Below are 12,456 nucleotides of genomic sequence, written 5' to 3'. Positions count from 1 at the left end.
TCATTTCCTCCTTAATTCTTAACTTTTATCACCTTGACTGAGCAAGGGGTAATGGCTGTTTTGCCATCAGGGTCTGTTGTTAATATTTCATTTGAGATAAGGTCAATAGCTCCTTCAAGGCCTTCTACCCTTACTTCTTTATCAGATGATCCTTTTCTGATGATTACTCTTATCTTTTCCTTATCATCAGCTCTTTCAAATACCAAAATATCATCTTCATCACTACAGCTTATGGTCCTGTAAGAGCCTATCCTTATACATTCGTAGTCTTTTCTGAGCTTTATCAGCATCTTATACCAGTCAAGAATCTCTTTGTTCTGCCTATCTTCTTCCCACTCCATGCATTTTCTGCAATCAGGGTCATTGTCTCCCGTGATCCCCACTTCGTCTCCATAGTAGATAGCCGGAGATCCTTTAAATAAGAGCTGAAATGCCACTGCAAGCTTAAATCTTTTAACATCACCACCGCAGTAAAACAGGAACCTTTCAGTATCGTGGCTGTCCAACAGATTGTACAGAACATCAGTTGTTTCGCTCTTATAAAGAGCTAGCATCCTGTTGATCTTAGTGTCAAACTCTGTGGCCGTTATCTTCTCAAAACCAAAATAATCTCTTACCGCATCCCTAAACATATAATTCATCACACTATCAAGACGTTTTCCTGAAACGAGGGTTCCACCATAGCCCCAGGTTTCTCCAAGCAGTATGAGATTCGGATACTTTTCTTTTAAAAGAGTCCTTGCTGTCTGCCAGACAGCTGAGTCCACTTCGTCGGCCACATCAAGCCTCCAGCCATCAATGTCATATTCCCGGATCCAGAAATCCATCACATCAAGGATGAACGCTCTTACCTCGGGATTAGATGAATTAAGCTTTGGCATGTACTTGTAAGCTCCAACGCACTCGTAGTCTTTATGGGTAATTGAGATGTCTTTTTCCTTACTTGGAAGGAACCAGTCATAGAACCTTGATTGTGACCCCTTCTCTATTACATCCTCGAACTGCTTAAAATGTATCCCAGTGTGATTGAACACTCCGTCAAGAACTACTCTTATGCCGGCCTTATGCAGCTCTTTTACCATGAATCCAAACTCTTCATTGGTTCCAAAGATTGGGTCTATCCTGTAGTAATCATTGGTCGCATACTTGTGATTGAAGTCCGCTTCAAATATCGGATTGAAGTAGATCACTTCTATGCCAAGGTCCTTAAGGTATGGAATTTTGTCCTGTACGCCCTTTATGTCTCCGCCCATGTAGTTTTCCCTTGAGGGTTCTGTCCCCCAGGGCATTGTCTGTGGCGGATCGTTTGAAGTATCTCCGTTAGCATACCTCTCAGGAAAAATCTGATAATAGATGATGCCCTTTGCCCATTCCGGATATGCGATCACATCGCCTCGGTTGGCATATAAGAATTCAAAATATCCATCCCCTGGAACTTCCTTTGAAAAGCCTGTAGCGGAGTAATACTCGTCTTTGTTATCTGTGTCTGTTAGTTTAAAGTAATACTTCTGATATCTTGCAACCTTGGAAAACTCTATCTTCCCTTCGTAATAGTCAAACAGGTCATCGCTGTATTTCTTCTCAAGCTCAAGATCATTTCTCATATCAGGTTTGGTCCTGCAGAAGTATATGATCCTGCAATCTGACATGTCGCCTTTGGCTGTACGAAGCTTAACAATAAGTCTGTTCCTTGCTACTGGGTAAATAAAGTCTTCGGTATTAAGATGCAAAACCGCTTCCTTTTTCACCGTGTCTCCTTTCCCTATTTTGTTTTACGCTCGGTCGATTCCCTTTCAATGATGGCTACATCAACAAGCCTGCCCTTTATCTTCTTTTCTTTACCCCTGATGGACCTAAATAAGAGCTCTGCGGCTGTCTCACCCATCTTGTATGTATCAACGTCTACGACGCTAAGCGCTGGTTCCATATACTCAGCTAGAGGATAATTATCAAAAGTGATGACCCCAATCTGCTTTGGTACGCAGATCTTTCTTGCCTTGATTGCCTTTAATACCTTGAATGCGATGACATTGTTAGAACAGATAACACTGTCAGTCTCTCTTTCTTTTTTCTGTATCTCATCAATCAGTTTCTCAATCTTCTCTTCGCTGAAGGTATGGATGCTGCAAGTCTTTATCTTCTGAGCTTTGCACTCATCTTCAAATCCTTTGATACGCTTGTTCTCAAATATAGTTTTCCTGTTCTCTACAAGGAGCATCGGGCTCTTGTATCCTGACTTTATAAGGCATTCCACTGCCTGGCGGCTGCCCTGTTCATTGTCCACATCTACCCAGCAGATATCAGCTCTTTTGTCCTGGGGTTCGCCCATCACTACGAAAGGAAAATTACTTGAAGTCATGAGGTCTATGAGCTCTCCTGTCATGCACTGGACCGGAAGGATAATCCCGTCAACCTTTCTCTCCTGCACAAGATTTTTGATGTTATTGCTGTCAGAAAGAGAATGATTTGTTATCAGCACACTGTACCCTTTTGATTGAGCCACAGACTCAATGGCTATCACGCTCTGTATAAAGAAAGCATTGGAGAAGGCATCCTTATTCCCGGCATCTATAACGAGGCCAATAGTAAAAGTATTTCCATTTACAAGGCTTCTTGCCAAACTGTTTGGATGATAATCAAGCTCTTTCATTGCCTGCATAATCTTTTCTTTGGTCTCTTCTGAAATGCTGGCAGTACCGTTTATTACTCTGGATACCGTGGAAGGATTTACACCAACGGCTTTTGCTATATCTTTGATCGTAGCTGTCATTTTGTTCTCCTGTGCAAACGTTTGCATTCATGCTTCAAAGTTTGGCAATGCAAACGTTTGCATTGCCTATATTCAATATACTGCTATAGCATTTTGTTGTCAATATATTATTTGAAATTGCCCATCTTGCTCAATAATCCCCCAGTAAAAAGCTCATGCAGCTCCATTCCTTTACAAATCTTTATTCTGCCTTACATTTTTACTATTTCTTCTCAAATGAAAGATTACAAACAGGTATACTTTGCGTGATTACATAATAAATGAGCGCCCCACTCTCATCGAAACTGACAGTGAAAACGCCCTTTTTATCTCGCCAAAAGCATAATTTAAATCCAATAGAACGTACTACCTAAATTGACTCCTTTCTGCCACTATTCTTATTCTTGTAATTTAGGCAGTGTATTTTGAAGGCATAACTCTGCCTCTATTTTACTTTTTATATATTTAGGCAGTGATTTTTAGCCCTATTCTTCTGCCTCTCTAAAGCTTTTTTACAATATAGGCAGAAAAAATACTATAAAATAAACTGCCTATATTCCCTATACCTTTGATATAGGCAGAACACCAATCCAAAAATAAACTGCCCCATTCACAAATTCTTTGATATAGGCAGAACTTCGCCCATTCCATTTATGAAAATTCATCAGATATATTTCTGAGTAAATCTAACAACTTCATCTCTGCAGCCGTCAACTGCCTTGCTCTTGAAATACAGGGTATCACTCTCAACCTGGATTCCCTTATCCGTCAACTCATTTTTAATGAGATCAAGAGCATGCTTTGAGAGCCATGATGTTGAAAATACAACTGCTTTTCCAACCTTATCGCTTGAAAGAGTTTTTAAAAACTGCTTGAGATTATCATCAATACCGTAAGCATAAAGTGCTCCACCTATGAAAAGAACATCTGCTTTTTCTGAAAGTCCTGCTCCTTCAGCATCTACTGAAATGGCATCTACTCCCGCTGCTTCTGCAATATACTCTGCTACCTTCTGTGTTTTTCCTGATCTGGAATAATATCTAACTGCTACGCTCATGACTACCTCCTATTCGCAATTCAATTGTATGCAATTTATAATACACCATAACTCCAATAATTTCAAGTTTTGATTCTCCTATTCTACCGGAAAGGCGAAATATGTATCTGGATAGGGCTCATCCGCTAAAGTAAAGTGCCACCACTCTTTTTCGTAGGGAATAAAGCCTGCGTATGTCATAACATCACGCAATAGGCATCGATTGGCACGCTGTTCGTCTGTAAGGTCGGCGTTCTCAAAATGGCTGATATTACCAAAATAGTCAAAGGGTCCACCCATATCCACATCACATCCACGAGCCATATCAAATAGAGTCAGATCAACCGTGCTCCCTCTGCTGTGGCCGGAGTGCTCTGCGATAAAGCCAAGGTCGAAAAGCTTGTCCTTTGAAACTTTCGGATAAAAGACCTTTTTCATCCGCTGGTCTTCTATGTCTTTTGCCCATCTTACGAAATGATCCACTGCCATCTGTGGTCTATATGCATCATAAATCTTAAGGCGATATCCTTGTTTGACAAATTCATCGCTTGCACGCTTAAGGGCTGCAGCAGCTTCTTTTGTCAAAAAAACTGTTGGCTTAAGGTATCCGTCTATTCTGTCTCCTATAAAATTGAAGGTTGAATAGTACCGTATTTCCAATATCACATCGGGAACTACATCTGCAATTTCCACAAATCCCGACGAATCCATAGTGCCTATACAATTCTTTTGTTGTTTCATATTATGCTCCCAGAATTGAACCAATGATTATACCAAGCCATGTACCTATCACATAGCCGAAAGTTCCAACAAGCATACAAGGACCAACAAGCCTTGTCCAGCCAAGAGAAATTGCCATTCCCGCTGCAGTGGTAGGCCCACCGATATTAGCGTTTGAAGCCAGGATGATGTCCTCCAGATCTATCCGCAAAAGCTTGCCAAAAACAAAGCAGAAAAGCATGTTAAATACTACCAAAATGAAGCAGAAAACAAAAAGAAGCGGAGCATTCTGAATGATCATGATAATAGAAGCAGGTACACCTATAACAAAGTAGAACAAATAGATAAGCCAGGTCCCGACCTCCTTGGCACCGTGCATCTCTTTTGCCTTATCCTCGAAGAGTGAAGCAAACACCATGGAAACGTTAGTTATCCAAACATACTGACTTCCGAAAAAAGTATTCAGCATCTTTAATAGCCCATTGTTATCCGGAATAACTCCGGCAAAAAAAGCTGCAATAAGCTTTGAAACAGTGACAACTACTGCAGCGTATGCCATAGAAGCCGCTATGTCTTTTAATGAGATATCGTGACGCTCCCAGTAGCTTGCAGCAAGGGTTTCACCCGCCTTATCAACTCCTGCATTTTCCACTCTATCGATGTGAGGATGGGTGTAATGCTTTTTAAAAAAAGAGTTGGAAGCAATGCCAAGAAGAATCATCAGGTAAACCGCCATGTTCAGGTTATCTGCCACGGTAGTCGCCGAAATAAGACCTCCACTGACGTGAAAAGCATCCGCGATAGCAGTAAAATTCACGCCTCCACCAATATAGGATCCAGTCATCATTGCCGCAACTCCAGGAAGTCCTTCCACCAGATCTGACAAAAGCGCTGTTCCAACAAGAGCGCCAACAAATGTCCCTGCCGCACCAATAAGGAATACCAACAAAAGCTTCCCCGTCTCTCGCCATATTTTCATGACATTGGCATCTAAAAGAAGCAATGGAATCGCTAAAGGTACTGCATACCCCCATACAATATCGTCAAAAACAGGAGCACTGGTTGGTATTACCCTAAAATTCGTTAATAGTACAGCTATCCCCAAAGTTATTATGGCACCTGTAAGTTTGGCAGCCCATTTGTACGTTTGCTCAAGGTAAATTGCTAGAAAACTGGACAAAAAAAGTATTGATAAAAGTGCCCAATTATTATCTGGAGCTATTAAAGTGTTCATGACGATATTCCCCCCTTTTTTTTACTATTAATCACATTATACCTTACATAAGGTATTTTTTAAAAAAATGTGACCCACAGGGATGGGTTAGAGGGCCATTAAGAAAGCATGTTGCCTGCAACATGCTCGCGCCGAGCGCGGTTGCATTTATGCAACATCTTCCAATCGCGCGAGTGCGCTTCCTTAGTGGAGCGATTTATTATATCATAGGAAGCAATTTCCTATGATATAATAAAAGGATTCCTGCATAAGCAAATCCTCTTTGCAGGAATCCTCTTTCTTTTTATTTTAATGCTTCTTGAATATCATAAAATGCAGGCTTCGGTTTGTAATCACTATAGAAGATACGTGTATTAGTGGTATCTCCTTCTCTATAATGGTCAATAAGGCCAAATAACGTAACACTTGTAATCTTTGCAGGCCCGTCATTATCACTATCAAGTGACTTTAAGAGTTTGAAAATATCTCCATATCTTTTACCCTGTTTATCAAATTGCTCAGGGGTTTCTTCATCAACGCCTATGGACAATTCAGTTACGTGAATTTCCAGATCAAGCTCAGCAAATTTGCGAATTGCAGTCTCGATCATCTGATCTGAAGGATAATCAAGTCCCCAATAGCCCTGCATTCCTATTCCGTCAATAAGTCCTTTTTCCTTTAATGATGCGCACAGATCATAAATAGCCTTAGTCTTGACCGGCTGATAAGTGTTGTAATCATTATAAAAAAGCTTAACATCGCTATCAGCATACTTCCTTGCATATGTGAATGCGGCCTCTACATAATCAGGACCAATGGTCTCATACCATGGATTTGGATCCTCCCCGCACTTAGTTCTGCACATAAAAAAGCTCTCAGGATCATAGCTGTCAGGCTCCACAGCCTCGTTCACCACATCCCAGCAATAGATGACGCCCGGATAGTTTTCCTGAACATGAGTCATAAGCTGCTTAATATAGCTCTCCATACGCGCCAGCATTGTTTCTTTGTCCACGTACTCCCCATCATCCTTATAACCCTCTCTAAAGAACCAATTAGGAGCCTGGGTGTGCCAAACCAGGGTATGTCCTCGCATTTTTATTCCATTTTCCTTACACCACTCAAGTGTCGGATCAATTGAGCCAAAGAAAAGAGCAGGGCTTTCATCACCTTTTTCAAGGTTTTCAATTGATCCCCACTGATCAAGAATGTAACCACTCTTCATCAAATTTGTCATAGTGCAGCTATTAAAATGTTTCTTTGATAGTTCCATGTACTCAGGAAGATTTAGCGTCTGATTTTCCAAGGTACTTCCGTTTATTCCAACTCCCAACATAAAATTGTCAGCGCATAAATCTTTAAGCGGTACATCATCGGATGATTCTGTGATTTCTTCAGCAGTCATCTCCGAAACGCTTTCAGATGTTGAGTTCTCTACAGAAGCGTTTTGAGATTGTTCTACTGCTGTATTCTGTGCCCCTGCGCAGCCTGTTAACAGTGCCGCAGTTAAAGCAATTGCCAGTATTGATCTCTTTTTCATAATGGTGTTCTGTCGTCTCCTTAAGTAGTATTAGTAAAGCTTTTCTAAAAGTATAGACTACAAAAGGGTCCTCAACTAACCATTCCTTGTGAACTGTATGTAGCATATTGCTATATCTCAGTTCTTATTTCTTTCTGGAAATCATGAAAACAACAGCCCGAATACTGGTGATAATATGATCATAATTATCGAAAATGCAAAAGAATTGACTGACATAAGAGTTGCTCTTTGTTCTGAAGGTATCATGCTGTTCAGAAAAATATCGGTCCTGACCTGAAGGAAATTATCTGAAAACGCACCGATAACGCCTCCCAATATCATCAGGTAATAGTTCCCCGTAAACACTGATGCGAAAGACAATGATACTCCTACCGCGCACAAAACGCCGATCCTGCGGTAGTTCTTTTCATTAAAATACTCCGTTGCCTTGGCTCCTGCAGCTGCGCCTATTCCCATAGCAAAAAGAGCTGGTCCAAGCCACAGTTTATTTAGTCCAACAGCCGGAAGTTTAGCCTGCAAAAAGAACAATACAAGTACATCAACCGCACCAACCAAGCCATTAAACAGAATAATAAGCCTGGCCTTTCTACTCTCCTTTATAAAAGACGTGCTGCTCTGGATCGTTTCTTTGAATCGCTCCGAAACAGAGGTGACATCGTGAAGTTTAGTGTGCACTTCTGTAAGTGTAAAGGCGATTATCACGGTAATAGCCCCGATCACTGCGTCAACTGCATTAGCTTTCCTATATCCAAGCACCAGCGCCACTCCCGCCAGCAATGTTCCTACTGAGCTGAATATCTGATAGATCATAAGATCATTTGAAGCAAACCTGTCATACTCTTTTTCAAGCCCTGCCTCTTTGAGCGTATCATAGGCAAGTGCCTCTCTCGTTCCTGATGCCAGGTTATAGCTAAGAGCACTTGCCGAAATAGCTATAGCAACTGTAAAGAAATTACGGGAAATAATCATCAATAGAGATGATATTATCACCATAACTCTGCTGGCAATCATCGTCTTGCGGCGCCCAAACACATCTGCGATAACTCCTGATGGGATCTCAAAAGTCACGCTTGTAATATGAAATATACTCTCTAATAGCCCAATCTCTACTGTACTAAAGCCCCTTGCAGCCAATAGAGCCACCCACGCTGCTCCTCCTATGGCAAATCCTGAAACAGCATCTATACTAAGTATCTTTTTAATCTGATTTCTTGCAATTTTCTTTTCCATAATAAAAAATCTCCTTAATCTTTAGTGTTTTAAAAGAGTAAGGAGATAATGTCTCTTTAATATAACTTCAACGATAAAATCGCAGCTGTTTACCTAAAAAAGAGCGCACTATCCCCGTAAACAGCTAAAACATCACCTTTCATCATATGAATGTTTATTGTTTTCCAGGTCATTCATGTGCCCCTTTCTTCATAAGTTATTAATTCAGTCTAACATACTATTGTCCTTTGCTTCAAGGGAAATTGCTCCCATAGGGCAGCCCGGCAGGCACTTGCACTTTTCTTTATCAATCTTTATTATCTTTCTGACCTTCTTTTGCCTCTCTTCAATCCTTGTTTTGATTGTGTCAGTATAATATACTATTTTTACTAAGTTTGTTGCCTAAACCACATTTTGATATATTTATTAGAATTATGACTCTGAGCACCTACTACAGGAGCAAAAATGGAAATAAAAGATATAGAAAAAAGCAGACTTTTCATTGGAATGACGGCAAAAGAGCTGGAATCATGCCTTACAGCTCTTGACGCCCATGAAAAAACATTTGAAAAAGATGATATTATTCTCCACGCCGGAGAACAGACTTCCATGATTGGCATGGTACTTTCAGGCAGCGTAACCATTGAAAGCAACGATGTTTGGGGCAACTGTACCGTCTTAAGCCATGTTGGAAAAAATCAGTACTTCGCCGAAACCTACGCTCTTCTTGGCGAGGTTCTTCTTGTTGATGTCAGGGCAAACGAAGAATGTACTATTCTCTTTTGTAGTATCAGAAACCTTCTTGATGACAGCAAAAAGAGCTCTCCCTGGAAGGAAAAGCTCCTCAAAAATATACTTATTATTTCATCGCAAAAAAATCTTATTCTCTCCGGACGTAGTTTCCACACATCTTCCAAAAGCTGCCGTGGACGCCTTTTATCCTATCTAAATGCCACTGCACTCCAGACCGGCTCCAGAGAATTTGATATTCCCTTCAACAGGCAACAACTCGCAGACTACCTTAATCTTGAGAGAACCAACATGTCAAAAGAGCTCTCTCATATGAAGGATGAAGGGCTGATTGAGTATAGAAAGAGTCATTTCAAACTGCTGGATCACTGACTCCTCAAGATACATATATTTAAACCTTTACTCTTCAGGCTCATCCTTATGGAATCTATTATCAAAGTCCTCTCGGATTTTAGCCCTTACTGCTTTCTTTATTCTCTTTTTTGCTTTTTTCTTAAGATGATGAATAATACAGAGAGCTATAAATGGCAAAAAGAACAGCAAGATAACACCCGCATGCTTCTTGACTCTCCTTAGAATCCTCTGCATTTTCCTCTTAAAAAGAATCTTTTTTATCCTTTTCATGATATCTGCTTCTGATCTCATAAAAATCTCCTGATATATCCGCTGAAAAACATTTACAAACAGTCTATATACTAATTATAGTCATTTTTTCAATTAAATAAAATACATTGGTGCCATGAAAACGGTTCGGGCAGATTCATTACTCCACAACTCTTAAGTAACTGCTTACGCAATATAAGGTCTGGCCATTATATTCCACTCTGGACCAACCATAATCAGTATTTATACCTGTTCTGGTTGCAGTGTCTCCGGAAGATAGTGTTGCAGCTACTGTTGAGTCCTCGTCAGTGACACTGGGCTTTGACCTTAGGTTCACAATATCCTTGGCTGTTACTGTTTCATTGCAATCAGCAAATTGAGTCTTGAAGCCGGAAGTAGTAACAGGCTGTTCTGTTTCCTGCTTCGGAGCAGTAAGATCCGTAGTCAAAAAGCTTGATACTGCATAGTAAGTGCTTCCTTCAAGCACCACTCTGGACCAGCCACTGGAGCTGATGCCCGTTCTTTGGGCTGTCTGACCATTTTGCAATGTTACAACCACCTTACTATCATCGCCCTGACTTGGCTTATCCCTGAGATTTGTGCTGTTTTTTGCAGTAACTGTCTCATCAACAGTGTCAAAACTCATAAGGGCTTCCACATCTGCTGTGGCAGTTACCCTTTCTGAAGTATCTTTGGCTGTTTCCGTACCGTTATATCCAAAATAGGCCACGTCTACATCGACTTTTTTACTTATTCCTGCAACAGTTCCCTGATTAGTGTACTGCCACATAGCGCACTGTCCATCATAAGCAGGCCCATTCGCAATATTCGACGTGTTTTGGTTATACCATGCCATCCATATTTTGTATGATTTCTCTATCTGTGAAGTATTCCACTGAACGTCTCCGGCCAGCTCTCCCATTGATGCGTAAAAAATAGGCGTATATCCGGCTTTATAGATCTGATCAAGAAATGCTTCAGCAATACTGCTTCTTTCATCTTTAGTAAGGCTGTACTGCCTGCTGCTTTCCTTATCAAAGCCTTCACAGTTATATCCTACCGGGTAGGTGATCGGATACTGTGCAATGTAGTCTTTTACCCAGTTTGCCTCAGCCACCGCCTCATCTTTATTTACTGCTGTGGAAAAAAAGTATGCTCCAATCTTGATGCCATTTTTTTCTGCTTCCTGCATGTTAAATCTGGCATTGGAATCTGCCTTGAGCTCACCTGTAGAAGAATCCCTATATCCGACTCTTATCATTGCAAAGTCAATACCACTGGCTGCAACCTGTGCCCAGTCGATGGTGCCTTGAAACCTTGATACATCAATACCATAAGTGATAGATGAATTCTCTCCAACATTGCTGGCACTCACCAGATCTGCTACATCAATATCTTCTCCGGTCTCTGCCCCGGCTCCCATCTGAATATCTAATTCCTCTTCTTCAGACGAAGCTTCAACTGCCGCTTCTCCCGGCTGCTCTTCATTTACTGAGGCTTCAATAGATGCTGCAACCACAGGCTCCTCCTCTGGTATGGGCTCCTCTATTTCTTCCAGCTCCAAAACGGAGACTTGCTTAGATGCTTCATTATCAGCATTTCTTTTCACAAATGATCTAACCAGGAAAATTGCAGCACAGATACAGATTACTACCGCTGCAATAACGATTTTTACGGTCATTCCACCAGGATATCTTTTCCTGCGATGACGGCCATGATCCCCATAATTACTTTTCATACACTTCTTACTCCCAACAACAAGAACTTATCATATACAGAGCCTTCCCCCAAAGACATCGTACACATACATAATATACACTTTCGAAAAAAAGAGAACAAGACTATGATGAAGGAAGAAGACATTGGCGCATATCTGAATCTATAAAAAGGTCAATTAACCTCCGGAATCAAGAAAATAACGTCAATTTGCCTTTCCTGTGGTATAATTGTTTTGCAACATGAACGTTATTACAACTATTTGTTGTCATAAAAGGGATGTGAAATTCAATGGATGATTACAGACGTCTTGGTTTACAGTTAAAAGAACTTCGGCAAAAAAGAGGTCTTAAACAAAGTGAACTCGCAGAACTGTTATTTGTCAGCCGAAGATGTATTGGATACTGGGAAAGTGGACACAGAAAGCCTGACATAAAAACTCTAAAGAAAATAGCAGATATTCTCCATTTTGATTTTAACGACCTTGTAGATCCAATTGAGAACACTTCCGATTCCCTCAAAATCATAATTATTGAAGAAGAAAAGGCTACGCTTGACATATACGTTGATATAGTAAAGCAAGCAATTAAGGAAATTCCGGTAATAGGCTTTACCGATTCTATGGAAGCTTATGACTATGCAAAAGAGCATAATATCTGTATTGCATTTTTAGATATAGAGCTTTTGGCATCAAATGGACTTATACTTGCCCAAAAACTCACTTCTTTATATCCTGAAGTAAACATAATATTCATAACAGAGCATTCCGAATATGCTTTGGATGCTCTGAATCTATTCTGCAGTGGTTATGTAATAAAACCTCTGACAAAAGAAAAATTAAAAAATCAACTGGAGCATCTACGTTTTCCAATTAAACCATACATAAACTAAGCGCTTTAAGAAATCCTTAAAGCGCTTAG

At 40.5% G+C, this 12,456-nt stretch carries 11 protein-coding genes; 2 read left to right on the top strand and 9 right to left on the bottom strand.

The features are described 5' to 3' along the window. Positions 1 to 11: 11 nt before the first annotated feature. The 7 genes from BM146_RS04800 to BM146_RS04770 all read right to left on the bottom strand — a co-directional run bounded on the left by BM146_RS04800 (position 12) and on the right by BM146_RS04770 (position 8,488). On the bottom strand, positions 12 to 1,748 hold the full coding sequence (locus BM146_RS04800) for a glycoside hydrolase family 13 protein (RefSeq protein ID WP_083413400.1): 1,737 nt from the start codon (positions 1,746 to 1,748) through the stop codon (positions 12 to 14). A 14-nt stretch (positions 1,749 to 1,762) separates the two neighbouring features. Continuing rightward, positions 1,763 to 2,770, bottom strand: a complete 1,008-nt coding sequence (locus tag BM146_RS04795) for a LacI family DNA-binding transcriptional regulator (RefSeq protein ID WP_074885135.1) — start codon at positions 2,768 to 2,770, stop codon at positions 1,763 to 1,765. Positions 2,771 to 3,413: 643 nt separating this feature from the next. Then, a complete protein-coding gene (locus BM146_RS04790) occupies positions 3,414 to 3,806 on the bottom strand; it encodes a flavodoxin family protein (protein WP_074885131.1) in 393 nt (130 codons plus the stop codon). Positions 3,807 to 3,884: 78 nt separating this feature from the next. Continuing rightward, entirely contained in the window at positions 3,885 to 4,526 is a 642-nt protein-coding gene (locus tag BM146_RS04785; RefSeq protein ID WP_083413398.1) for a M15 family metallopeptidase, read from the bottom strand. Position 4,527: 1 nt separating this feature from the next. Beyond that, complete coding sequence (locus BM146_RS04780) at positions 4,528 to 5,739, bottom strand: DUF819 family protein (protein ID WP_074885128.1); 1,212 nt, start codon at positions 5,737 to 5,739, stop codon at positions 4,528 to 4,530. A 283-nt stretch (positions 5,740 to 6,022) separates the two neighbouring features. Beyond that, complete coding sequence (locus BM146_RS04775; protein WP_074885126.1) at positions 6,023 to 7,258, bottom strand: endo-1,4-beta-xylanase; 1,236 nt, start codon at positions 7,256 to 7,258, stop codon at positions 6,023 to 6,025. A gap of 141 nt (positions 7,259 to 7,399) precedes the next feature. Next, the gene (locus tag BM146_RS04770; RefSeq protein WP_074885123.1) at positions 7,400 to 8,488 is read right to left on the bottom strand and encodes an MFS transporter; all 1,089 of its coding nucleotides are present in this window, start codon (positions 8,486 to 8,488) and stop codon (positions 7,400 to 7,402) included. Positions 8,489 to 8,932: 444 nt separating this feature from the next. On the opposite strand from BM146_RS04770, the gene BM146_RS04765 reads away from it, so the two are divergent. Further along, entirely contained in the window at positions 8,933 to 9,589 is a 657-nt protein-coding gene (locus BM146_RS04765; RefSeq protein WP_074885120.1) for a Crp/Fnr family transcriptional regulator, read from the top strand. Positions 9,590 to 9,616: 27 nt separating this feature from the next. Here the strand turns inward: BM146_RS04765 and BM146_RS04760 are convergent, their stop codons facing one another. Then, complete coding sequence (locus BM146_RS04760; protein WP_074885117.1) at positions 9,617 to 9,862, bottom strand: hypothetical protein; 246 nt, start codon at positions 9,860 to 9,862, stop codon at positions 9,617 to 9,619. Between the two features lie 118 nt (positions 9,863 to 9,980). Further along, positions 9,981 to 11,558 carry a GH25 family lysozyme gene (locus tag BM146_RS04755; RefSeq protein ID WP_242949341.1) on the bottom strand — a complete coding sequence of 526 codons (1,578 nt, stop codon included), beginning with the start codon at positions 11,556 to 11,558 and terminating at the stop codon, positions 9,981 to 9,983. Between the two features lie 269 nt (positions 11,559 to 11,827). Here BM146_RS04755 and BM146_RS04750 point away from each other — a divergent pair, with 269 nt between their 5' ends. Further along, positions 11,828 to 12,427: a response regulator gene (locus BM146_RS04750; RefSeq protein ID WP_074885115.1), complete on the top strand. Its 600-nt coding sequence runs from the start codon at positions 11,828 to 11,830 to the stop codon at positions 12,425 to 12,427. Positions 12,428 to 12,456 lie beyond the last annotated feature (29 nt).

The organism is Butyrivibrio proteoclasticus, assembly GCF_900115735.1.
GTDB lineage: Bacteria > Bacillota > Clostridia > Lachnospirales > Lachnospiraceae > Butyrivibrio > Butyrivibrio proteoclasticus_B.
Note: the sequence above shows the minus strand (reverse complement) of the source record. Positions and strands in the feature narration are given on the sequence as shown.

What these genes read in the sequence shown, in the direction of transcription:
- BM146_RS04765 (WP_074885120.1), top strand. Translation starts at nt 8,933, where the DNA reads ATGGAAATAAAAGATATAGAAAAAAGCAGACTTTTCATTGGAATGACG.
- BM146_RS04770 (WP_074885123.1), bottom strand. Translation starts at nt 8,488, where the DNA reads ATGGAAAAGAAAATTGCAAGAAATCAGATTAAAAAGATACTTAGTATA.
- BM146_RS04785 (WP_083413398.1), bottom strand. Translation starts at nt 4,526, where the DNA reads ATGAAACAACAAAAGAATTGTATAGGCACTATGGATTCGTCGGGATTT.
- BM146_RS04780 (WP_074885128.1), bottom strand. Translation starts at nt 5,739, where the DNA reads ATGAACACTTTAATAGCTCCAGATAATAATTGGGCACTTTTATCAATA.
- BM146_RS04790 (WP_074885131.1), bottom strand. Translation starts at nt 3,806, where the DNA reads ATGAGCGTAGCAGTTAGATATTATTCCAGATCAGGAAAAACACAGAAG.
- BM146_RS04750 (WP_074885115.1), top strand. Translation starts at nt 11,828, where the DNA reads ATGGATGATTACAGACGTCTTGGTTTACAGTTAAAAGAACTTCGGCAA.
- BM146_RS04795 (WP_074885135.1), bottom strand. Translation starts at nt 2,770, where the DNA reads ATGACAGCTACGATCAAAGATATAGCAAAAGCCGTTGGTGTAAATCCT.
- BM146_RS04755 (WP_242949341.1), bottom strand. Translation starts at nt 11,558, where the DNA reads ATGAAAAGTAATTATGGGGATCATGGCCGTCATCGCAGGAAAAGATAT.
- BM146_RS04760 (WP_074885117.1), bottom strand. Translation starts at nt 9,862, where the DNA reads ATGAGATCAGAAGCAGATATCATGAAAAGGATAAAAAAGATTCTTTTT.
- BM146_RS04775 (WP_074885126.1), bottom strand. Translation starts at nt 7,258, where the DNA reads ATGAAAAAGAGATCAATACTGGCAATTGCTTTAACTGCGGCACTGTTA.